The organism is Janthinobacterium foliorum (assembly GCF_978021625.1).
Genome location: NZ_CDXDQE010000004.1, coordinates 104911 through 127615 on the forward strand (window position 1 = coordinate 104911; position 22705 = coordinate 127615).

The 22705-nt window shown below is 63.5% G+C and carries 19 protein-coding genes; 7 read left to right on the top strand and 12 right to left on the bottom strand.

What is annotated here, in order from left to right; all coding sequences use genetic code 11:
- Window positions 1-4: 4 nt before the first annotated feature.
- Window positions 5-415: a DUF4440 domain-containing protein gene (locus ACZ92H_RS10730; protein WP_465049324.1), complete on the bottom strand. Its 411-nt coding sequence runs from the start codon at window positions 413-415 to the stop codon at window positions 5-7.
- Window positions 412-1833, bottom strand: coding sequence for an MFS transporter (locus ACZ92H_RS10735; protein ID WP_465049326.1), 1422 nt, complete (start codon window positions 1831-1833; stop codon window positions 412-414). Before ACZ92H_RS10735 ends, ACZ92H_RS10730 begins: the two co-directional genes overlap by 4 nt.
- Before the next feature lie 127 nt (window positions 1834-1960).
- Between ACZ92H_RS10735 and ACZ92H_RS10740 the strand changes: the two genes are divergently transcribed.
- The gene (locus tag ACZ92H_RS10740) at window positions 1961-2863 is read left to right on the top strand and encodes a LysR family transcriptional regulator (protein WP_465049328.1); all 903 of its coding nucleotides are present in this window, start codon (window positions 1961-1963) and stop codon (window positions 2861-2863) included.
- A 138-nt stretch (window positions 2864-3001) separates the two neighbouring features.
- Entirely contained in the window at window positions 3002-3838 is an 837-nt protein-coding gene (locus tag ACZ92H_RS10745; protein ID WP_465049329.1) for a hypothetical protein, read from the top strand.
- Window positions 3839-3862: 24 nt separating this feature from the next.
- Here ACZ92H_RS10745 and ACZ92H_RS10750 read toward each other — a convergent pair whose 3' ends face one another.
- From ACZ92H_RS10750 to ACZ92H_RS10765, 4 genes are all read right to left on the bottom strand, one after another.
- Window positions 3863-4918 (bottom strand): bifunctional nicotinamide-nucleotide adenylyltransferase/Nudix hydroxylase, encoded by a 1056-nt coding sequence (locus ACZ92H_RS10750; RefSeq protein ID WP_131374884.1) that lies wholly within the window; start codon window positions 4916-4918, stop codon window positions 3863-3865.
- Window positions 4915-6630 carry an NAD+ synthase gene (locus tag ACZ92H_RS10755; RefSeq protein WP_465049330.1) on the bottom strand — a complete coding sequence of 572 codons (1716 nt, stop codon included), beginning with the start codon at window positions 6628-6630 and terminating at the stop codon, window positions 4915-4917. Before ACZ92H_RS10755 ends, ACZ92H_RS10750 begins: the two co-directional genes overlap by 4 nt.
- 95 nt (window positions 6631-6725) lie before the next feature.
- Window positions 6726-7238 carry a ClbS/DfsB family four-helix bundle protein gene (locus tag ACZ92H_RS10760; RefSeq protein WP_465049549.1) on the bottom strand — a complete coding sequence of 171 codons (513 nt, stop codon included), beginning with the start codon at window positions 7236-7238 and terminating at the stop codon, window positions 6726-6728.
- A complete protein-coding gene (locus tag ACZ92H_RS10765; protein ID WP_465049331.1) occupies window positions 7238-7882 on the bottom strand; it encodes an ArsR/SmtB family transcription factor in 645 nt (214 codons plus the stop codon). The genes ACZ92H_RS10760 and ACZ92H_RS10765 overlap by 1 nt, the downstream gene beginning before the upstream one ends.
- Before the next feature lie 63 nt (window positions 7883-7945).
- Between ACZ92H_RS10765 and ACZ92H_RS10770 the strand changes: the two genes are divergently transcribed.
- The gene (locus tag ACZ92H_RS10770) at window positions 7946-8434 is read left to right on the top strand and encodes a DUF2938 domain-containing protein (protein WP_465049332.1); all 489 of its coding nucleotides are present in this window, start codon (window positions 7946-7948) and stop codon (window positions 8432-8434) included.
- A gap of 10 nt (window positions 8435-8444) precedes the next feature.
- On the opposite strand, the gene ACZ92H_RS10775 is transcribed toward ACZ92H_RS10770, so the two are convergent.
- Window positions 8445-10916: a DUF3772 domain-containing protein gene (locus ACZ92H_RS10775; RefSeq protein ID WP_465049334.1), complete on the bottom strand. Its 2472-nt coding sequence runs from the start codon at window positions 10914-10916 to the stop codon at window positions 8445-8447.
- A gap of 301 nt (window positions 10917-11217) precedes the next feature.
- On the opposite strand from ACZ92H_RS10775, the gene ACZ92H_RS10780 reads away from it, so the two are divergent.
- Window positions 11218-13422 carry an OsmC domain/YcaO domain-containing protein gene (locus tag ACZ92H_RS10780; protein ID WP_465049336.1) on the top strand — a complete coding sequence of 735 codons (2205 nt, stop codon included), beginning with the start codon at window positions 11218-11220 and terminating at the stop codon, window positions 13420-13422.
- Between the two features lie 45 nt (window positions 13423-13467).
- Here the strand turns inward: ACZ92H_RS10780 and ACZ92H_RS10785 are convergent, their stop codons facing one another.
- The 3 genes from ACZ92H_RS10785 to msuE all read right to left on the bottom strand — a co-directional run bounded on the left by ACZ92H_RS10785 (window position 13468) and on the right by msuE (window position 16216).
- Window positions 13468-14493: a methionine synthase gene (locus ACZ92H_RS10785; protein WP_131374874.1), complete on the bottom strand. Its 1026-nt coding sequence runs from the start codon at window positions 14491-14493 to the stop codon at window positions 13468-13470.
- Window positions 14494-14517: 24 nt separating this feature from the next.
- Window positions 14518-15498: a DUF1852 domain-containing protein gene (locus ACZ92H_RS10790; RefSeq protein ID WP_465049337.1), complete on the bottom strand. Its 981-nt coding sequence runs from the start codon at window positions 15496-15498 to the stop codon at window positions 14518-14520.
- A 136-nt stretch (window positions 15499-15634) separates the two neighbouring features.
- On the bottom strand, window positions 15635-16216 hold the full coding sequence (gene msuE, locus ACZ92H_RS10795; protein WP_465049338.1) for an FMN reductase: 582 nt from the start codon (window positions 16214-16216) through the stop codon (window positions 15635-15637).
- A gap of 132 nt (window positions 16217-16348) precedes the next feature.
- Here msuE and ACZ92H_RS10800 point away from each other — a divergent pair, with 132 nt between their 5' ends.
- Together ACZ92H_RS10800 and ACZ92H_RS10805 are read left to right on the top strand one after the other, a co-directional pair.
- Window positions 16349-17254, top strand: a complete 906-nt coding sequence (locus ACZ92H_RS10800) for a LysR family transcriptional regulator (RefSeq protein ID WP_131374868.1) — start codon at window positions 16349-16351, stop codon at window positions 17252-17254.
- A gap of 10 nt (window positions 17255-17264) precedes the next feature.
- Window positions 17265-18134 (top strand): methylenetetrahydrofolate reductase, encoded by an 870-nt coding sequence (locus tag ACZ92H_RS10805; protein WP_465049339.1) that lies wholly within the window; start codon window positions 17265-17267, stop codon window positions 18132-18134.
- Between the two features lie 57 nt (window positions 18135-18191).
- On the opposite strand, the gene glmS is transcribed toward ACZ92H_RS10805, so the two are convergent.
- Window positions 18192-20021: a glutamine--fructose-6-phosphate transaminase (isomerizing) gene (glmS, locus tag ACZ92H_RS10810; RefSeq protein WP_131374866.1), complete on the bottom strand. Its 1830-nt coding sequence runs from the start codon at window positions 20019-20021 to the stop codon at window positions 18192-18194.
- Window positions 20022-20182: 161 nt separating this feature from the next.
- Between glmS and ACZ92H_RS10815 the strand changes: the two genes are divergently transcribed.
- Entirely contained in the window at window positions 20183-20656 is a 474-nt protein-coding gene (locus ACZ92H_RS10815; RefSeq protein WP_131374864.1) for an Lrp/AsnC family transcriptional regulator, read from the top strand.
- Window positions 20657-21306: 650 nt separating this feature from the next.
- On the opposite strand, the gene glmU is transcribed toward ACZ92H_RS10815, so the two are convergent.
- Window positions 21307-22683: a bifunctional UDP-N-acetylglucosamine diphosphorylase/glucosamine-1-phosphate N-acetyltransferase GlmU gene (gene glmU / locus ACZ92H_RS10820; RefSeq protein WP_465049340.1), complete on the bottom strand. Its 1377-nt coding sequence runs from the start codon at window positions 22681-22683 to the stop codon at window positions 21307-21309.
- Window positions 22684-22705: the final 22 nt, after the last annotated feature.

The window sequence follows — 22705 nt, forward strand, 5'->3', positions numbered from 1 at the left end:
TGCTTTACACGGGCGCCGGCACCACCCACGTCTCATGCAAATGACGCCACAGCAGGGTACCGGCGGGCGTGGTGTCATACACAACGGTGGACAATCGTTCCGTACTGGCGCCGCCGGGCAGCGTCTGGCATTCGCGGTACGTCACGCTGGCGCCGGCGGCGCTTTCCTGGACCAGCACGAGGTCGGAAATATGCATCTGCAAGCCCGGGCGGCTGCCACCGGCGGACTGAAAAAAGGCCGTCAATCCGGCAGCGTCGAGTTGCTTGCCACCGGGCGAAATCATGGTGAAATCGGGGGAAAAACGCGCCAGCAGATCGGCGCAATGTGCGGGTGCCGTGGCCTCGCCGCCGAGCCATTGCCGGATCAGCACATGGGTGGACAGCACGTCGTCAAAATAACGCTTGTTTTCGTTCATTTTTTACCTTCCTGAGGGTGAGAAAAAAGAGCCAGCACGGCGCGGTTGTCGATGCGCGCGCACAGCATCAAGGGCAGCACGCACGAGCAAGCGGCAAGGGCAAAACACCAGTGAAAAACCCGTGCCGCGCGCGCCTGCTGGGCGGGGTCGTCCAGCGATGCAACGCCATGCGCCGCCAGCAGGCTGTTGAGCAGTACGCTGAGCAGGGCGACGCCCAGGCAAAAGCCCAGTTGGCGGTTGATGTTCCACACGGCGCTGGCCTGGCTCAGCTGCGTATCGGGCGTGCGCAGGAAGGCCGTGCTTTGCGCCGTGCTGCTGCATAAACCGCCGCCGAAACCCATCACGGCGTACGCGCCGGCCAGCCAGAACCACTGGTTCGCCGCATCCACCCGCAGCAGCATCAGCATGCCCGCCGCCTGCAGCAGCGCACCACAGATGAACAGGGGCTGCGGCCCCACGCGGCGGTAGCTTTTGCCCGTCAGCGCAATGGCGGCAAACGAGGCCACAGCCCACGGCAGCATCAGGGCTCCCGCCGTCGACGCGGACATGCCCAGCACGCCCTGCAGGTACAGCATGGCCAGCAGGCTCACGCCCATGAAGACGCCGGGCACCAGCAGATACATCAGCATGGAGACGCGCAGCAGCGGCTCGCTGGCCAGGCGCAGGTTGAGCAGCGGCGCGGACTTGCGCAGCGCGCCGCGCACATAGCCCCAGGCGCAGGCGCCGCCCAGCGCCAGCACGCCGGCGCCGGCCCAGGCATCGCCTGGCGTGCCCAGCATGGTCAAGCCCAGCAACAGCAGCAGGATGGCCACGCAGCCCGCCAGCAGGCCGCCCGCGTCGAGCGGGGGGACGTGTGCACGCGGCGGGTCGGGACGCAGCCAGCAGGCGGCCAGCAGCAGCGCCAGCGCGGCGAAGGGCACGTTCAGGTAGAAAATCCAGCGCCACGACAGGCTGTCGACGATCACGCCGCCCAGCGCGGGAGACAGGGCAGGGGCCAGCAAGCCCACCAGCATGATGACGGAGGACAGCCCGGGGCGCTCCGCGGGCGGATACAGCTGGTAGGTCATGCTCTGGCCCAGCGGGATCAGCAAGCCGCCGCCCAGGCCCTGCACGCAGCGCCAGGCGATCAGCGCCTCGATCGACGGCGCCAGGCCGGCGCCCACGCTGGCGAATAAAAAAGTTAGCAACGAGGCCATAAACACGGTTTTGCTGCCATAATAGGCAGCAAGCCAGGCGCTGGCGGGGATGACGATGGTCAGGCCCAGGATGTAGCCGGTGCTGATCCAGGCCAGCTGCGCCACCGAGGCGTGCAAGCCATGGCCGATGTCGGGGTAGGCCACGCTGGTGATGAACATGTTGATCAGGTCGACGAAAAACCCCAGCAGATAGATGGCGGCGACCTTTTTGCGGTAGTCCATGGTGCTCCGAATGGCAAACGGCCAGCTTAAGCGCCACACGCCATTTGCGTAACGGGCCAGCCCCGATTACACTGTCAAATAAATTTTGACAAACTCCCGTAACCCGCATGTATCCTCATATTTATTTATGATCAGTCTTGACCGTTTGGGTATTTTCATCGCCATCGTCGACGCCGGCTCGCTGACGGCCGCCGCCGCCGTGCTGGGCCAGAGCAAGGCCGTCGTCAGTTTCAACCTGAAACAGCTGGAAGCGGAGCTGGGCGTGTCGCTGCTGACGCGCAGCACGCGCAGCCTGGCGCTGACGGACGTGGGGCGGCGCTTTTATGAAGACTGCCAGCGCGTGCTCAGCGAGGCGCATGGCGCCATCGAAACGGCGCGCCAGGGCCACCAGGGCTTGCGCGGCACTTTGCGCCTGACCACCACCGTCGAATACGGCAGCCGCACGGTGGTCCCCGCGCTGATCGCCTTTGCCGCCGCCCACCCGCAGCTGCGGGTCCAGCACTCGTCCTCATCCTCGCATGAAGACCTGATCGCCGGGCGCTACGACGTGGCCATCCGCATGGGTTCACTCAACGATTCGAGCTACCGCGCCGCGCTGATCGAGCCGTACGCCATCTGGCCCGTGGCCTCGCCCGCCTACCTGGCCAGCCTGCCCCACAAGGGCATCGCCAGCCTGGACGAGCTGCAACGGGCGCGCTGGCTGGCGCACAGCCGCCTGAGTTCTCCCCTGCGCTGGGACGTGCAGACGCCCGATGGCCCGGCCGTCTTCGCCGCGCAGGACGAAGCCGTCATCCATTCCGACTCCGCCTCGGCCCTGCTGGGCTTTGCCCTGGGCGGCTGCGGCGTGGCCCTGCTGCCGCAATGGCAGGTCGAAGGCGAGGTGCGCGCGGGACGCCTGCACCACCTGCTGCCGCACGTCGTCTTCCCCGGGCAGGGCGTGTATGCCGTGTATGCAAACACCCAGCATATCCCGGAAAAAGTCCGCGCCTTCATCGACTTCCTGCGCGCCTTCGTGGGGACGGCAGACTGAGGTTTCACGTGGCGCCATGGCGCCCATATCACCCTGTAAACAGTTGTCGAGACAATGATTTCCAAAGGGCAAACGGGCGCCCATTTCGCTTTTCACGGCCTACACTGCAAGGACGTTGTTCATCGATTGGAGACCATCATGGCACACACTTTGGCAGCAGTTTTCGCCCAGCGCGACATGGCCGGGCACGCGCGGCAGGACCTGATCACGGCAGGCTTTCCCAGCGCAAATATCCGCCTGCACGACGCTGGCAGTGACACGGGCGCCGTCGCGGACGAGGCGCGCCGCGACGAGGGCGACAGCCTGCTCGACAGCGTCAAGCATTTCTTTTCCGACCTGTTCGGCAGCCATGCCGACCGCCACGTGTATGCTGAAGCCGTGCGGCGCGGGCATATCGTGCTGACCCTGGAAGACGCCAGCGACGCCGACATCCAGCGCGCCACCGACATCGTCGAGCGCTATGCGCCCATCGACATCGACGCGCACGCCGAGCACTGGCGCAGCGGCGGCTGGCAAGGCGCGCCACTGCAGGATACAACGCCGCGCCACGGCGCCAGCATCCAGTCGGCATCCGGCGCGCCATCGCAGCAGGGCACGTCCGCCGGCAGCGCCGGCACGCTGCACGAGGCGGCGGCATCGCAGCAGTTTGCAGGCAGCATGCCATCGTCCGGCGCGGGCGCCACCGTGCGCCGCTATCCCGGCGCCGACAACCTGCCCGGCGCCAGCTACGACGAAGAGCAGTACTACCGCAACCACTGGAGCAGCCAGTACGCGGCCAGCGGCGCGCGCTTCGAGGATTACGATCCCGCCTACCGCTATGGCCATTCGATGGCGGGCAGCGCCAGCTACCGGGGGCAAAGCTGGGAGCAGGTGGAAGCCGAGCTGCGCAGCAACTGGGAACACACGTATCCGCAGTCGGCGTGGGACGACTTCAAGGCGGCCGTCAAGCATGGCTGGGAACGCATCACGTCCTGAGCCTGGATTCGACGGCGGCGCCCGTCAGCGCCCCTCGTGCGTGAGCTTGAGGAAGTGATTCAGGATGTGGAAGTGGTCTTCGAAGAATTCCTCTTCCATGGCCGGCAGGGCGGACACCGGCACCCATTGCGCCAGCGCCGCGTCGTCGGCCGCCGTCACGGCTGGCAACTGGCGCGTCTTCAAGTCAAAATAATGCGCATGCGTGATGGTGCGCCCCCGCTGGCTGCGGTCGGGATGGTCGAACACGGCCACCCCGATCAATGCCTCGACCAGGGTGGGCGCCAGCACGCCCAGCTGCGTTTCTTCCGCCAGTTCGCGGATGGCGCCCTGCAGCAGGCGTTCGCGCGGCTCCAGGAAGCCGCCGGGCAGCGCCCACAGGCCCTTGCCGGGATAGCCGCCACGGCGCACCAGCAGCACGTGGCCGCCCGTCTGCACCAGCGCGTCGACGGTGGTGAAAATGGGCGGATACGGCGCCACGCGCCAGCGCGCCTTGTACGCTTCGATGGCGCGGTATTCCTGCACCAGCGGCGCGTACCACGGCAGCAAGGTCCACGCCTTTAAATACTGGCCGACGGCGGCGGGCAGCAGCTGCGCCACGGCGCTCAGCGACACGTCGACATCCTCCGCCTCGAACAGCACGTTGCGGATCGCCGTCGCGCCGATGGGTGCGCCGGGATCGATCTCCAAATTCAGCAGCTGCCAGTGGGGGAAGTGGTGCAGGTAATAGCTGGTGGCGTCCTTGAAACAGGCCACCAGGGTGACGCGCTGGGCACGCGGCACGGCGCCCGCCACGGCGTGCCGCACGGCGTCGGCCCACAGGCCGTCATCGTAGTAGTCGCGCACGGCCACATAGTGCACGCGCTCGCGCTGCGCCTGGGGCAGCGTCGCGGCGATCATGGCGGCCCGCTCCTGCCAGGTAAACGGGTTCTTCGGGCTGCGCGCATGGAAGGCGGAACCGAGCACCACCACCACTTGCGCGGCGGTGGCCAGCGCCTTTTGCAGCAAGCCCGCATGGCCATTGTGAAAAGGCTGGAAGCGGCCGATCAGGATGGCCGCGTCGGCTGGATAGGCGAGTGTCATGCGTCGTCTCCGGTGGGGTAGTGGGCGGCGATCGGCAATTGACGGCCGCTGCCAAAGGCGCGCGAACGCACGCGGATGATGGGCGCCGCCTGGCGCCGCTTGTATTCGTTGCGGGCCACCATGCCGAGGATGCGCGTGACCAGCCGCTTGCCCTCGTCCGCCTGGCGCAGCTGCGCGACAAAGGCCGACGCTTGCGCGCTCTCCGCGGCCGGCAGGCGCCGGCCCTCGATATGCCACTTTAATATTTCATCGAGCACGGGATAGGGCGGCAAGCTGTCCGTGTCGCGCTGGCCCGGCGCCAGTTCCGCCGACGGCGGCTTGTCGAGCACGGCGGCGGGGATCAGTTCGCGCGCGGCGCTGGCGTTGAGGTGGCGCGACAGGGCGAAGACCTCCGTCTTGTACAAGTCGCCGATCAGTCCCAGGCCGCCGTTCGTGTCGCCATACAGGGTGCAGTAGCCCACCGAGATTTCGCTCTTGTTGCCGGTGGTGAGCAGCAGGGCGCCAAAGGCGTTCGAGTATTCCATCAGGATCGTGCCGCGCACGCGCGCCTGCAGGTTTTCCAGCGGCAGGCCTTGCAGCCTGGCGTCGAAGGCCGCCGCGTAGCCGGACTCGTACTGCGCCACGATGTCGCGGATCGGGTGCGTATGCAGGGCGATGCCCAGGTTGGCGCACAGGGCCACGGAATCGGTGACGGAGCCGGCGCTGGAAAACACCGACGGCATCGTGATGGCCACGACGTTATCCGCACCGAGTGCTTCCACGGCCAGGGCCAGGGTCAGCGCGGAATCGATGCCGCCCGAGCAGCCGATGACGACTTGTGTAAAACCGCAGCGGCGCGCATAGTCGCGCAAGCCCAGCACGATCTGGCGCCGGGCAAACTCCACGGCGGGGATGCCGTCCGGGTCGGGCACGGGAAAGGCGGCACCGTCGCTGCGGCGAAAAACGCCATCGGCAAAGCGCAGCAGCTGATAATCCTCGACGAAGCGGGCCGCCTCGAACTGCACGCCGTGGCGCGGCGAGATGGCGAACGAGGCGCCGTCAAACACGAGTTGATCCTGGCCGCCCACCTGGTTGACGAACAGCAGGGGCAAGTTGACGCGCGCGCAGGCGGCGCCAAACACGGCGTGGCGCTGCGCGCGCTTGCCGATGTCGGACGGGCTGGCATTGATGCTGACGACCAGGTCGGGCCGCGCCGCCTGCAGGGTGTCGAAGGGGTTGACGGCATAGGCGCGGCCATCGTCATTCCAGCCGTCCTCGCAAATCATGAAGCCCACCTTGCTGCCGGCGATCGTCAAGGTGCAGGCGCCGGGCGGTCCCGGCTCGAAATGCCGGCCCTCGTCGAAGATGCCGTACGTCGGCAGCAGCTGCTTGTAGTATTCGGCCACGATGCGCCCGTCGCGCAGCGCCAGCAGGGCGTTGTACAGGGGCTTGCCGATGCCCGGATTGGGCCGCGCCGTGCCGATCACGGTGACCAGCGCCGGCCAGCGCGTGGACGCCTGCAGCAGGGCGTCCAGCGCCCGCTGCAGCTGGCGCAAGAAGGCGGGATCCTCGAACAGGTCGCCCGGGTAGTACGCGCACAGCGACAGTTCCGGACACACGAGCAAGTCTGCGCCGTCTTCGCTGGCGCGCTGCATGCGCGCGGCGATGGCGGCGACATTGCCGTCGAAGTCGCCCACGGTGGGATTGAGCTGGGCGAGGGCGATGGTCAGCATGGCGATCCTTCAGTTGGTTGCGCTTGAAACCACTATCCTGCCTGAAATGTTCCTGAACGCACTGATGCAATCGTGCGAGCCTGACGCTCCGTGTGCTACAGCGTACGCAGCCAGCTCCGCAGGCGCGCGCGCGCATTCGCATACGGCGAGACCGTGTTGAACTGGATCATGCGTCCCATCGTGTAATGCGTGTACCACGGCTGGCCATACAACTGCGCATCGTCGTGCGCGTCGATCAGCGCCAGCAGCTGGTTCTTGGCTACCTCCAGACGCTGCTGCAAGTCGTCCATGCTGAGTTCAGCATAGTCGGCATAGAAGCGCTGCGCCAGTTTCCCCAGAGCGTTCCACGTGAAACCTTCGGCGGGAAAAGCGATCTCCTCGATGCGTTTGCCATCGCGCAGCTGCGCGTGCCAGTGCAGGACCAGCGTATTCCAGCCCAGCAGATACGCAAGCAGATCGCACACGCTCATGCGCGTGCCCTGCACCTGGCCTTCCAGCACGGGGACCCGCGCCAGGGAAGGCGGCACGCGCGCCAGCTCCTGCGTCAACTTCGCGTAGCTGCTGTGGATGGCGTCGAGCAATTCCTGCTTGCTGCCGGGGATGGCCATCACGCCCCTCCCGCGACTGGCCGGCCCGCCGCCTGCCAGTGGTCGTAGCCGCTGTCGAGACGGCGCGCGGGCAAGCCGTGCCGGCGCAGGGCCGCCACGGCCTGCACGGACAGCACGCAATAGGGACCACGGCAGTAGGCGGCGATCTCCTGGTTGACGGGCAATTCCGCCAGGCGGCGCTGCAAGTCGTCCAGCGGAATATTGAGCGCGCCGGGCAAGTGGCCAGTGGCAAACTCCTGCGTCGGGCGCACGTCGAGCACGGTGATGCTGGCTTCGTGCATGCGCGCGAGCAACTCGTCGCCCGAGATTGCTTCCACGTGATCGCCCCGGCTCAGCGCCTGCAGCTCGCTGCGCTGATGCTGCGCATACACGTCCAGCGCGGCCAGCAACTGCACGATGGGGCCACTGCCGAGACGGTACAGCACGCGCTTGCCGTCGCGCCGTGCCTGGACAAAACCGGCGCGCCGCAACTGCTGCAAATGCTGCGAAGTATTGGCCACGGACAGGCCCGTCAACTCCACCAGCTGCTCCACCGCATGTTCGCCGCGCGCGATCTGTTCGAGCAGGCGCAAACGGGGCGCGCTGCCTAAAATATGGGCAAACTCGGCGGGACTGGTGAGGAGATCGATTTCTGCATTGTTCATTGACACGATGCTAGCACCCTTATAACATTCAAGCAATTACTTGAATGTTTAACGGGAGAGACAATGCAGATACTCTGGATCGATGCGCTGGCCATCGGCGTGGGCGCGACGGCGGTGATGGATGCGTGGGCCGTGGCGTTAAAGCGCTTCTGGTGCATCCCGTCGCTGAACTTTGCGATGGTGGGGCGCTGGCTGGGCCATCTGCCGCGCGGCACGCTCAGCCACGCCAACATCGCCCAGGCGGCGCCCGTGCGCGATGAAGCCGTGCTGGGCTGGACGGCCCACTACGCGATCGGCGTGCTGTTTGCGGCCATGCTGCTGGCGCTGGTGGGGCAGGAGTGGGTGCAGGGGCCGACCCTGGCGCCGGCCCTGCTGGCGGGCCTCGTCAGCGTGGCCGCGCCGTTTTGCATCTTGCAGCCGGGCATGGGCGCCGGCTTCGCCGCCAGCCGGACGCCGCACCCGCACGCGGCCCGCCTGCGCAGCCTGATGGCGCACCTGGCGTTCGGCATCGGCCTGTACCTGGCGGCGCTGCTGTGGTCGACGGTACGCTGACTTGTGCCGGCTAGCTCGTCAGCGGCGGCACGGGAGCCGGTGACGCTGCCGGTGCCGGCGCCACGGCCGACATGGCCGGCGCCTCGGGCTGCGCCGGCACGGTGCTCAGCACCATCGTGCTGGGCTTGGCGATCGAGATGTGCGCCGCATCCAGGCGCTTGAGCAGCTCGAACAGCAGGGCGCTGCGAATGCCCGACGTCAGGCGCGGCGACGAGGCAAAGCCGGTGGCGTTGAACAGCAGAAAGCCATTGTCGATGCCATCGAGCTGCACGCTGGGCGCCGGCGTGTCGAGCACGTCGGGATTGTCGACAAAGGCGGCCAGGATCAGTGCGCGCGCCGCCTGCGCATCCGTGCCCAGCGGCAACGGCAGCTTCACTTGCACCAGGCCCAGCGGGTTGGCCAGGGTCACGTTGCGCACCGTCTTGGTAATGAATTCCGAGTTCGGCACGATCACCGTCGAGCGGTCACCCAGCTGAATTTCCGTGGCGCGCACATTGATGCGGCGAATGTCGCCTTCCACGCCGCCCAATGACACCCAGTCGCCCACCTTGACGGGACGCTCGGCCAGCAGGATCAGGCCGGACACGAAGTTCTGCACCACCGCCTGCAAGCCAAAACCGATCCCCACCGACAGGGCCGACGCCACCCACGCGATGCGTTCCAGGCCGATGCCGGCCGCCGACAGGGCCAGCGCCACGGCCAGCACGCCGCCGATGTAGCCAAACAGGGTAATGAACGACACCTGCATGCCCGTGTCGAGGTTGGTGGTCGGCAAATAGCTGTTTTGCAGCCAGCGCTTGAACAGGCCCAGCGCGATAAAGCCCACCACCAGCACCAGCAGCGCCTGGATCAGCGCGGCCGGGCGGATCGCCACTTCGCCGATCGCCAGGCCATCCTGCAGCTTGCCGACACGCTGGAACAGCTCGCCCGGCCCTTCGCCGAACGGCGCCAGCAACAGCATCAGGGCCAGCAGCACGACGATGGCGCGGCCTATGCCCGACAGCAGCACGGCCGCCTGGTCGCGCGCCTTCGGCGTGGCCAGCACGGGATTGACGGCATCCGCCGGCGGCGGCGTGGACGCCAGCAGCATGCAGATATCGTCGACCAGCACCGTCAGCAGATAGGTGCTGCAGACCACCACGATGACCCAGGCAATTTGCTTGGCGACAAAACTGCCGAACGCCACATAGCCGATCAGCAAGCTGATGACGCTGGATGCCAGCGCCAGCCACAGCAGCACCGTGACGCAGCGCAGCCACAATGGCGTGACGAGATTGGCGGGGTCCGCCTCACGCAGCTGGCGCCAGCAGCGTTCGGCGCGCATCAGGCCGTAGGCGATCGTCGTGCTCATCACCAGGGCCACGATGCAATTGACGGCCACGGCCGTGGACAGGCCCGCATTGATGACGATGGTGACGCGCTCCGTCGCCCAGACCAGCACGACGATCAAGGCAAACATCGACGGAAAATTGCGCATGCGGTGCGCCAGCGCGTCGGGCAAGGGCAGCAGGCGCCACGAGACGCGGCGCGGCGACAGCAGCGCGTGGCCCAGCCCTGCCGTAAAACCGGCGAAACAGATGATGCCGATCAAGCTGCTGAGGAAAGTCGAGGTCTTCTCGGACAGGCCGCCATCCCAGCGCAAGCCCATGGCCAGCAATTCCGCCACCAGCCCCGGCGTGGCCAGCGCCAGCACGATGACGGCCAGCGCATGCAGCGAGCGGCGCAGACGGCCGTGCGGCACGCGCGTGGCCGTGACCACCAGCAAGTAGCGCGAGGCCCAGATGCTGGCCGCGATCACGGCCACGATGCCGGCCAGCAAACCGCCCCAGGCCGACCAGGGCGTGGCGCGCGCCGCGTTCGCCAATTCCAGCTCCAGCGCCCGCAAGCGCTGCAAATTCTGCGGCAATTCGCCATGCAGCTGTTTCCAGAACGAGCCGGCGAGGATCGACGCCGTGCGCTCGCCCAGGCGCGCCTGCAGCTGTGCGCGGCGCGCGGTGGACACTTGCTCGGACGCCTGTGTCGCTTCCACCGCCAGCAGGCGCGCCAGTTTCACCTGTGCATCGAGCGCGCTGCTCGTACGGTCCAGCTGGCTGCGCTGCGCCGCCACGTCGGGCGCTTCCTTGGTGCCCGCGGCCGGCTTGCCCAGTTCCGCCAGCCGCGCCTGCACGCTGGACAGCGTCGGCACGAGCGATTCTGCCACCTTGTCCGCCTCGACGCTGGCCGCCAGCGCATCGGCCTTCATTTGCGACAGGGTCGCGTCATCGAGGTCGGCATCGCCATCGAGCGCCTTCTGGATGGTGGTAATTTGCTTGCGCAAGCCGTCGAGGCGCTGGTCGGCCGTGGCCGCATCGTCGACGGGCTGCGACCAGGCGGCGGAGGGCGCCAGCGAGCAGGCGAATAGCAGGCTCAGCAACAGCGGCAGCAGCCAGCCGCGCCAGGGCAGGCGCGTGGAAAGGGAGTGGGGGGTACGGAAAGAAATCATGCAGTCCTAGCGGCCAAGTCAATACGGGTGGAGTCAAGACGGCATCGCGCCGGCGTGCGCAGCGGTGACATGCCAGCATACGGCCGGGGGCGATGGGTAATACGGGAGTTGCTTAACTGTACGGCAAACAGCGACAGACTAGCGCACTCCTGCGATCGGGGGAGGAAATTTTCGTGCGGCAACGCAAGAGGCGGGGCGGGCGGGAGCACCGCCAGGCGCGCGGCCGCGCAATAACCGCTGGCGGCGAAAAGAACGGATAATGGCGGCTAATTCATTTTACGCACCAGTCTGGAATACTCTCATGGAAATTAAGGTCAACTTTCTCGATAAGCTACGTCTTGAAGCCAAGTTCGATGATTTCACGGTCATCGCCGACCAGCCCATCCGCTACAAGGGCGATGGCTCGGCGCCGGGGCCGTTCGATTATTTCCTGGCTTCCTCGGCCTTGTGCGCGGCGTATTTCGTGAAGTTGTATTGCGAGACTCGCAATATTCCAACGGAAAACATCCGCCTGTCGCAAAATAATATCGTTGACCCGGAAAACCGCTACCAGCAGATTTTCAAGATCCAGGTCGAATTGCCGGCGGATATCTCGGCCAAGGACCGCCAGGGCATCTTGCGCTCCATCGACCGTTGCACGGTGAAAAAAGTAGTGCAGACGGGACCCGAATTCGTCATCGAGGAAGTGGAAAACCTCGACGCCGATGCGCAAGCCTTGCTGACCTTGAATCCGGCACCGGGCGCGAGCACTTTTATTGCCGGCAAAGACTTGCCGCTGGAACAAACCATCGCCAACATGTCGGGCCTGCTGGCCGGACTGGGCATCAAGATTGAAATCGCGTCCTGGCGCAACATCATTCCGAACGTGTGGTCGCTGCATATCCGCGACGCGCACTCGCCCATGTGCTTTACGAATGGCAAGGGATCGACCAAGGAAAGCGCGCTGGCGTCGGCGCTGGGCGAGTATATCGAGCGCCTCAGCAACAACCATTTCTATGCCGGTGCGTTCTGGGGCGAAGACATCGCCAATGCGCCATTCGTCCACTATCCGAACGAGCGCTGGTTCCAGCCGGGCCGCAAGGATGCGCTGCCGAAGGAGATCCTCGATGCGTACTGCCTGGACGTCTACGATCCCGATGGCGAGCTGCGCGGCTCGCACCTGATCGACACCAACTCCGGCAATGCCGAACGCGGCATCTGCTCGCTGCCCTACGTGCGCCAGTCCGATGGCGAGACCGTGTATTTCCCATCGAACTTGATCGAGAACCTGTATGTCAGCAATGGCATGAGCGCCGGCAATACCCTGGCCGAAGCACAGGTGCAATGTCTGTCGGAAATTTTCGAACGGGCCGTGAAACGCGAAATCCTCGAAGGAGAAATCGCCTTGCCGGACGTGCCGCAAGAGGTGCTGGCGAAATACCCGGGCATCCTGGCCGGCATCGCCGGCCTGGAAGAGCAGGGCTTCCCCGTGCTGGTGAAAGATGCATCGCTGGGCGGCACGTATCCGGTGATGTGCGTCACCCTGATGAACCCGCGCACGGGCGGCGTGTTCGCCTCGTTCGGCGCGCACCCGAGCCTGGAAGTGGCGCTGGAGCGCAGCCTGACGGAACTGCTGCAGGGCCGCAGCTTCGAAGGCTTGAACGACTTGCCGCAGCCGACCTTTGCCAGCGAAGCCGTCACCGAGCCGAACAACTTCGTCGAGCACTTCATCGATTCCAGCGGCATCGTCTCGTGGCGCTTTTTCAGCGCCAAGGCCGATTACGATTTTGTCGAGTGGGATTTCTCCGGCCACGGCGACGACTCGAATGCCGAGGAAGCGGCAACCCTGTTCGGCATCCTCGCCGACATGGGCAAGGAAGTGTACACGGCCGTATATGACCAGCTGGGCGCCACCGCCTGCCGCATTCTCGTGCCCGGCTATTCGGAAGTGTATCCGGTGGAAGACCTGATTTGGGATAACACCAACAAGGCCCTGCTGTTCCGCGCCGACATCCTGAACTTGCACCGCCTGGACGAGGCCAGCCTGGAAGACTTGCTCGACCGCCTGGAAAACAGCGAGCTGGACGAGTACGGCGACATCGCCACCCTGATCGGCATCGAATTTGATGAAAATACGGTGTGGGGCCAGCTCACCACGCTGGAATTGAAGCTGCTGATCCAGCTGGCCTTGCAACAATTCGAGGAAGCCAAGGAACTGGTGGAAACCTTCCTGCAGTACAACGACAACACGGTCGAACGCAAGCTGTTCTATCAAGCCATGAACGTGGTGCTGGAAGTGCAGCTGGACGACGAACTGGCGCTGGACGACTACGTCGTCAACTTCCGCCGCATGTTCGGCAACGAACGCATGGACGCCGTGCTGGGCTCCGTTGACGGCAGCGTGCGCTTCCATGGCCTGACGCCGACGAGCATGAAGCTGGAAGGCCTCGAACGCCACGCGCGCCTGATCGACAGCTACAAGAAATTGCACGTGGCGCGAGCCAAGGCGGCGGCCCAGTCCAGCTGACGCCTGGCCCCGGCATCGACGCCTGTTGATGCCGGGGGCGGCCGGTCAGGAGAGTTCTCGGCGGATGATTTCCGCGCCGGCACTGAGCGCATGCAGTTTGCCTCTGGCCACGCGGCGGGCCAGGGGCGCCATGCCACAGTTGGTGCTCGGATAAAGCTTGTCGGCATCGACAAACTGCAGCGCTTTGCGCAGGGTGTTGGCGACTTCCTCCGGCGTTTCAATGGTATTGCTTGCCACGTCGATGGCCCCTACCATCACCTTCTTGCCACGGATGAGTTCAATCAAGTCGATGGGCACATGCGAGTTGTGGCATTCCAGCGAGATGATGTCGATAGTCGACTTCTGCAGCTTGGGGAAGGATTCCTCATATTGACGCCACTCGGACCCCAGCGTATTTTTCCAGTCCGTATTGGCCTTGATGCCGTAACCGTAGCAGATATGCACGGCCGTTTCGCACTTGAGCCCTTCAATCGCCCTTTCCAGGGTGGCAATTCCCCAATCATTTACCTCATCGAAGAAAACATTGAATGCCGGTTCGTCAAACTGGATGATGTCGACGCCGGCCGCTTCCAGTTCCCGCGCTTCCTGATTCAGGATCTTGGCAAACTCCCAGGCCAGTTTTTCGCGGCTCTTGTAATGGCTGTCATACAGCGTATCGATCATCGTCATCGGACCTGGCAAGGCCCATTTAATGGGCTGCGTGGTTTGCTGGCGCAAGAACCTGGCGTCATCGACAAATACCGGCTTCGGACGGCTCACCGCGCCGACGACGGTCGGCACACTCGCATCGTAGCGGTCACGAATCCTGACGGTCTCGCGCTTGTCAAAATCGACGCCATCGAGATGCTCGATAAACGTGGTGACAAAATGCTGGCGGGTCTGCTCGCCATCACTGACGATATCGATGCCTGCCTGCTGCTGTTCCTGCAGCGACAACAGCAAGGCATCCTGTTTACCCTCGATTAATTCCGCGTCCTGTAATTTCCAGGGCGACCAGAGCTTTTCCGGCTGGGCAAGCCAGGAAGGTTTCGGCAAGCTGCCGGCAGTTGAAGTAGGCAATAATTTTTTCATGTTCAATGGTGTCGTGTATTGGGGTTAATGAGAGAGCGTGGTGGCAGTCCATTGTTCAAGAATATTCTTGTAGGGCTTGATGAAATGCTCCTCGGTATATTTGCCCTGCTTGACGGCCAGCTGGCTGCGCTCTTCCCGGTCATAGACAATCTGCGTCAGCGAATAATCCTGGTTCTGCAGGCTGGGCTGATAGCATTTTCCCGCCGCGGAATTGGCGTTGTAGATTTCGGGCCGGTAAATTTTTTGAAATGTCTCCATCGTGCTGATGGTGCCGATCAGTTCAAGATTGCTGTAGTCACCCAGCAGGTCGCCGACAAAATAGAAAGCCAAGGGCGCGGAACTATCGGGCGGCATGAAATAACGGACTTGCATGCCCATTTTTTCAAAATATTGATCCGTCGACGAGAATTCATTTTGCTGATACTCGACGCCCAGCACGGGGTGCTGATTACCGGTCCGATGATAGGTCTTGCTGCTCGAGGCACTGATGCAGATGACGGGCGGCTTGCTGAAGCGCTCCTGGTAAGCGTTTGATTTGAGAAAGTGCTTGAACAGCTTTCCATGAAAATCGCCGAAATTGTCCGGCGTGCCGAAGGTGGATTTATTATTGTTGTGCTCTGGCAGCAGCACGCTGAAGTCGTAATCGCGCACGTAGGAAGAGAAGTTATTTCCCGCGATGCCGTCAATGCGTTCGTTGGTTTTGCTGTCCAGGATATTCGGCTTCAATATCTCGATCAGCGGGATATTGCTGCCGTTGACATCAATATTCAACTCGACGGAAATGATTTCAAGCTCGACAGAATAACGATCGCCGTTCGGGTTGTCCCAATGCGCCAGGCTGTTGAAACGGTTGCTGATCATCCGCAGGGTATTGCGCAAGTTCTCCTGGCGACTCTGTCCTCTGGCCAGATTGGCAAAGTTGGTCGTCAGGCGCGTAGCGTCGGATGGATGATAGTTTTCATCAAACGAAATACTCTTGATGCTGAATGAAAAATCTTTGCTCATGGTGATCTGCTGTCCTGATTTCTGCGAAAGAGCTGCACAGGCTTATTGCCTGCCCAGTGCTGGAAAATGTGCTTTGCTGCGCTTCACGGTCGACGGTCTTTATCATGCGTGCCGCGATGCCTTGACGCGTTGATGCCTAGGCCGCGAGCAACTCCTTAGCGGTGGCAAATCCCGCATGGCCCGTCAATCCGATCAGCGGCAGTGCCCGCTGGACCGCCAGTGCGGCCCGCTGGATCAGGGCCGCGTTCTGCAGACGGTAATCGAGGAAATCCTTGTCGGTGGCGTAGACGCCCAGCGGCAACGTGCGTGTCTGGAAAAAGCTGAACAGCGGCCGCAGCTGGTGGTCGATCATCAGCGCATGGCGCTCGCTGCCGCCGGTGGCAGCCAGCAAGACTGGCTTGTCGATCAAGGCATCCTGGTCGATGAAGTCGAAGAAGTGCTTGAACAGTCCCGTGTACGAGCCGCGGAAGACCGGGCTTGCCACCACCAGAATGTCGGCCTGCTCCACGGCGGCAAGTTCCCGCTCCACCGTCTCGGGCAGCTGCGATCGCCAGACCGCGCCGGCGAGCTGCGGCGCGAGCTGGCCCAGTTCGACCAGGCGTTGTTCGCACGCGACTTCACCGGCGATCAAGTCCATCAGGTGCCCTGCCAGGGCGGCAGCCTTGGACGGGCGTTGCAGCCCGCCGGAAACCGCGACTAAACGGAGTGGACGTGTCATGTTTGCTTTCGTATGGAGAGATGGCTGCGCGCGGGCCGGAAAATGCCAACACCAGGGAAACGAATGATAGCGGTGGGAATCGATGAAGTATAATGGTCTTATTTCATATATCCATGAACATGGCTCATCTACATGCTTGAACGCATCCACCTCAGCATCGTCCAGCAGGTCGAAAAACAAGGGTCATTGACGGCCGCCGCTAGCGTGCTGCACCTGACCCAGTCGGCCCTGAGCCACAGCATGAAGAAGCTGGAGCAGCAACTGGGCACCGACGTCTGGCTGCGCGAAGGGCGCAGCCTGCGCCTGACGCAGGCCGGCCAGTATTTGCTGGCAGTGGCGAACCGGGTGCTGCCGCAGCTGGACCTGGCCGAAGAGCGCCTGGGCCAGTTCGCGCAGGGCGAGCGTGGTGCGCTGCGCATCGGCATGGAATGCCACCCCTGCTACCAGTGGCTGCTCAAGGTGGTGTCGCCCTATCTGAGCGCATGGCCCGACGTGGATGTGGACGTCAAGCAAAAATTCCAGTTCGGCGGGATCGGCGCGCTGTTCGGCTACGAGATCGACCTGCTGGTCACGCCCGACCCCCTGTTCAAACCGGGGCTGACCTTCGAACCCGTGTTCGACTACGAGCAGGTGCTCGTCGTGGCCAAGGGCCATGCCCTGGCGTCGGCCGCATATGTGGAACCCCAGCAACTGACACAGGAAGTGCTCATCAGCTACCCCGTGGACATCGAGCGCCTGGACATCTATAACCAGTTCCTGCTTCCGGCCGGTGTCACGCCCAAGCGCCACAAGGCCATCGAAACCACCGACATCATGCTGCAGATGGTGGCCAGCGGCCGCGGGGTGGCCGCCCTGCCGCGCTGGCTGGTCGAGGAATATGCGGTCAAGATGGACGTGGTGCCCGTGCGGCTGGGCGCGCGCGGCGTCGCCAAGCAGATCTTCCTGGGCGCACGCGAGACGGACACCGCCATCGACTACGTGCGGGCCTTCATCGCGCTGGCGCGCCAGCCGGCCATCGCCACGGCGCAAGGGAGCTAAGGCAAAAACCTTGACGCATCCCGATCAGCCCAAGCCCGCTGGCAACATCACGCACGCCTATTCCCTGGAAGCGGGCGCGAAGGACATGGCGGCCTTGCGCGCAGCGGCGCCGCGGATAGCGCCAGGGTCGACCATCGCCATTCCCTACCTGCCACGCGAGGACGACGACGCGCGGCTGGCCGCCGTGCGCACCGTGCGCGGGCTTGGCTTCGAGCCCATGCCGCACTTGTCTGCGCGCCGCATCTCGTCGTTGGCCAAGCTGGAGTCGTTCGTCCGGCGCGCCGTCGCCGAAGCGGGCGTCGAGCGCTGCTTCGTCATCGCGGGCGATCCCTCCAGCCCGATGGGGCCGTTTTCCGACAGTGCCTCGCTGATCGACACCGGCATTTTCGAGCGCGCGGGCATGCGGGTGATCGGCGTGGGCGGCCACCCGGAAGGCCATCCGGTCATGCGCGCGGCCGAACAGTGGGAGGTACTCGAACGCAAGTGCCGCAGCATCGAACAGCGCGGCATGGCGCCCATGATCGTCACGCAGTTTGCCTTTGATGCCGACATCGTGTTGACGTGGCTGACAGCGCTGCGCGCGCGTGGCATGGACCATCCCGTGCGCGTGGGCGTGCCGGGCCCCGCCAGCGTCGCCGTGCTGGCCCGCTATGCCGCCCTGTGCGGCGTGGGCGCCTGCGCAGCGGTGTGGTCCAAGTACGGGGTGTCCATCGGCAAGCTGTTCGGCACGGCGGGGCCGGACCGGTTTGTCGAGCGCCTGGCCAGCGGCCTGACCGCGGCGCATGGCGAGGTCAGCCTGCATTTCTTTCCATTTGGCGGCATCGCACAGTCCGTGCACTGGCTAGAACAGTACCGTTCCCGCGCCGTTCCTGCCCGTTGAGGACGGCCGCCTCGCCGGCGGCAGCGTGCCGCCAGCGAAAGGTTGCTTCCAGCCTGTTTATTCCACCGTCACCGACTTGGCCAGATTGCGTGGCTTGTCCACATCCGTGCCACGCGCCAGCGCCGTGTGGTAGGCCAGCAATTGCAGCGCCACCACGTGCAGGATCGGCGACAGATCGCCGTAGTGCTCGGGCAGGCGGATGACGTGCAAGCCTTCGGCGGAGCTGATGCGCGAATCGACGTCGGCGAAGACATACAATTGGCCGCCGCGGGCGCGCACTTCCTGCATGTTCGACTTCAGCTTTTCGATCAGGGCGTCGTTCGGCGCGATGGTGACGACGGGCATTTCATTCGTCACCAGGGCCAGCGGGCCGTGCTTCAGTTCACCGGCCGGATACGCTTCGGCGTGGATGTACGAGATTTCCTTGAGTTTCAGCGCGCCTTCCAGGGCGATCGGGTAGTGCATGCCGCGGCCCAGGAAGAGGGCGTTTTCCTTGCGCGCGAATTCTTCCGACCAGGCGATGATTTGCGGCTCCAGCGCCAGCACGGCGGCGATGGCGACGGGCAGGTGGCGCATGGCTTTCAGGTGCGCCGCTTCCTGCTCTTCCGTCAGGCGGCCATTGACTTGCGCCAGGCACAGGGTCAGCAGGAACAGGCCTGCCAGCTGCGTCGTGAAAGCCTTGGTCGAGGCCACGCCCACTTCCACGCCGGCGCGCGTGATGTAGGCCAGCGCGCATTCGCGCACCATGGCGCTGGTGGCCACGTTGCAGATGGTCAAGGTGTGCTGCATGCCCAGGCTGCGCGCATGTTTCAGGGCGGCCAGGGTGTCGGCCGTCTCGCCGCTTTGCGAGATCGTCACCACCAGGGTGTTTGGATGCGGCACGCTGTCGCGGTAGCGGTATTCGCTGGCCACTTCCACGCTGACGGGCACCTTGGCGATCGATTCGATCCAGTATTTGGCCGTCATGCCCGCATACGAGCTGGTGCCGCAGGCGAGGATCAGCACGCGGTCGATCTGTTGAAAGATTTTATAGGCGCCGTCGCCGAACAGTTCCGGCATGATCGCCGTCACGCCTTCCAGGGTGTCGCCGATGGCGCGCGGCTGTTCGAAGATTTCCTTCTGCATGTAGTGGCGATACGGGCCCAGCTCGGCCGCGCCCGTGTGCGCATGCACGGTTTTCACTTCGCGCTCGACGGGCTTGCCATCGACGTCGACGATCCAGCAGCGCGACAGTTGCAGGTCGACCACGTCGCCCTCTTCCAGGTAGATGATCTGGTCGGTCGTGCCGGCCAGGGCCATGGCGTCGGAAGCGACAAAGTTTTCACCATTGCCCAGGCCGACGATGAGGGGCGAACCCTGGCGCGCGGCCACCACGCGGTGCGGCTCGTCGCGGCAGAACACGGCGATCGCATACGCGCCGTCGAGGCGTTTCACGGCCTGCTGCACGGTTTCAAACAGGTCGCCGTTGTACATGTGCTCGACCAGGTGGGCGATCACTTCCGTATCCGTCTGGCTCTGGAAGACATAGCCGAGGGCAGTCAGTTCGGCGCGCAGTTCGTCGTGGTTTTCAATGATGCCGTTATGCACCAGCGCCACGCGGGCATTCTCTTCCGTTGGAGAAAAGTGCGGGTGGGCATTGAAGTTCACGGGCGCGCCATGCGTGGCCCAGCGCGTGTGGGCGATGCCCGTGAAACCACTCAAGCCTTCTTCGGCGATCTGCTTTTCCAGCTCCGCCACGCGCGAGGTGGAGCGCGAACGCTGCAAGCGGCCATCCGCGTGCAGGGCGATGCCGCAGGAATCGTAGCCGCGGTATTCCAGGCGCTTCAAGCCTTCGAGCAGGATGGGAGTGATATTACGTTGCGCTACCGCGCCGACGATGCCGCACATGGAAACCTCTGTCTAAAATTTAATCAATGCACGCATGCTAATGCAGAGTGATTGAAATAAGCTTTCTAAATCCATGCATTTTTGACTGAATATTTCATGCTGATTTAACGATGAAATATTATTTCATTTAAAATGAATTTATTTTCCAATTCACTATAGCCATGAGCGAACACAACATTACTCTCGACGAGATCGATCGTCGCATCCTGAACGCCCTGCAAGTTGATGCGTCGCAAACCAACAGCGAGCTGGCGCAGGCCGTGCACGTGTCGGCGCCCACATGTTTGCGGCGCGTCAAACAGCTGATACAGAGCGGCGTGATCGAGCGGCAAGTGGCCATCGTCGCGCCGCAGCTGGTGGGCGCGCGCCTGACGGCCATCGTGGAAATCACGCTCGACGTGCAGGCGGCGGAGCGCATGGCGGAGTTCGAGCAGCTGGTGGCGGGCGAAGCGGCCGTGCTGCAGTGCTACCGCGTCTCGCCCGGCCCCGATTTCGTGCTGATGGTGCAAGTGCCCGACATGCCTGCCTACCATGCGCTGGCACACCGCCTGTTTGCCGCGCACGCCAATGTGCGCAACGTGAAAAGCTATTTTTCCACGTTCCGCAGCAAATTCGAAACACGCATTGCGGTCTGAGCCAGGCTGAGCCGGGCTGAGGAGAAAGTTATCCCGGCTTATCCTTGCCTTTCAGCCTGCTTATGCACACTGTTGTCCACAGCCTGAAAATCACAGATTTCCACATGAACGAAATCGACGGCAGCATGATGGCAGCACAAAAAGGAGCATCACTGGCTGCCAGCGACTTATCCACGCTTGTCCTCAGCTTGCCCACTGGTTAGCAACATACTTCTGCACAGCTTTACCCACAGCATGAATCTGGCGGCATCGTCTGAATAGCCTATGAATACAATGACTTAAAAGTTATTCATCGCTTGTCCGCAGATTGCGCACAGGCTTATCCACAACTCGATGAAGCAAGAAACTGGATGACATTCCAGGCTCGCATCATCAGCTCGTCAAGGTGAAATTTGAAAATGGCCGACGCCACTTATCCTGCCTTTTCCACCGCTTATGCGCAGCTTATACCGGGCTTATTCATAACTTTTCAGCATGCTTGTTCACATGTTTATCCACATGCCAACACACAGGGGAAAAGCACGTTGCAGTAACACGCCCCAGTTATCCCGGGTTGTCAGCCACCTGTCCACAGCATTATCCACAAGCATAAAAAAACGCCGCCAGCCCGGACAGGCTGGCGGCGTCATGCGTGCTGCAGACGGGACTGCTTACTTGGGAATTTTCACGGGGCGGGTCCAGCCGTCGATAGTCACTTGCCGGGCGCGCGAGACGGTCAGCTTGCCTGCCGGCGCATCTTTCGACAGCGTCGTGCCGGCGCCCAGGGTGGCGCCCTTGCCGACGGTAACAGGCGCGATCAGCTGGCTGTCGCTGCCAATAAAAGCGTCGTCTTCGATCACGGTGCGGAATTTATTGACGCCATCGTAGTTGCACGTGATGGTGCCGGCGCCGATATTGACCTTGGAACCGATGGTGGCGTCGCCAATGTAGGCCAGGTGATTGGCCTTGCTGTGCGCGGCGACCTGGCTGTTTTTCACTTCGACGAAGTTACCGATATGCACGTCTTCCGCCAGCACGGTACCCGGACGCAAGCGCGCATACGGGCCGATGAGCGAGGCGGCGCCGACGACGGCATCTTCGATATGGCAGAACGGCTTGATGTGCGCGCCGGCCGCGACCGTAGCATTGATGAGCACGTTGTTGGCGCCCACGCGCACGCCATCGCCCAGTTCCACCCTGCCTTCAAACACGCAGCCCACGTCGATGGTGACATCGCGGCCGCAGATGAGTTCGCCGCGCACGTCAAGGCGGGCCGGGTCGAGCAGGGTCACGCCACGCTCCAGCAAGGCTTGCGCGATATTGTTCTGGTGAATGCGTTCCAGCTGGGCCAGTTGCACCTTGCTGTTGACGCCGGCCACTTCCCACACGGCAGCGGGATGCGCGGAGGTGACGGGCACGCCGTCGGCAACGGCCTGGGCCACGATGTCCGTCAGATAGTATTCCCCTTGAGCATTGTCGTTCGACAAGGCCGACAGCCATTGCTTGAGCTGCACGGTGGGCGCGACCATGATGCCGCTGTTGATTTCGCGGATGGCGCGCTCTTCCGGCGTGGCATCCTTTTCCTCGACGATGCGGACGATGGCGCCGTTGTCGCGCACGATGCGGCCCAGGCCGAACGGATCATCCTGCTCGACGGTGAGGATGGCCAGCTTGTCCTTGCCGGCCGCCTGCACGAGTTGCTGCAAGGAAGCGGCGCTGGTCAGCGGCACGTCGCCGTACAGGATCAGGGTCGGCACCGTGTCATCGAGCAAGGACAGCGATTGCTGCACGGCATGGCCCGTGCCCAGCTGCTGCGCCTGCTCAGCCGCGTCGATCTGCACGGCATGGTTCACCTTGTAGCCGTCGAGCAACTTCAGCACCGCTGCGCCCCCGTGCCCGTAAATCACGCATAATCGGGACGGCGCCAGACTGCGCGCCGTATCGATCACATGCGACAGCAGCGGCTTGCCAGCCAGCGGGTGCAGTACTTTTGGCAGTGCCGACTGCATGCGTTTTCCCATACCGGCGGCGAGAATGACAACGTTCATAGACCGTAATTTTTATAAGTTA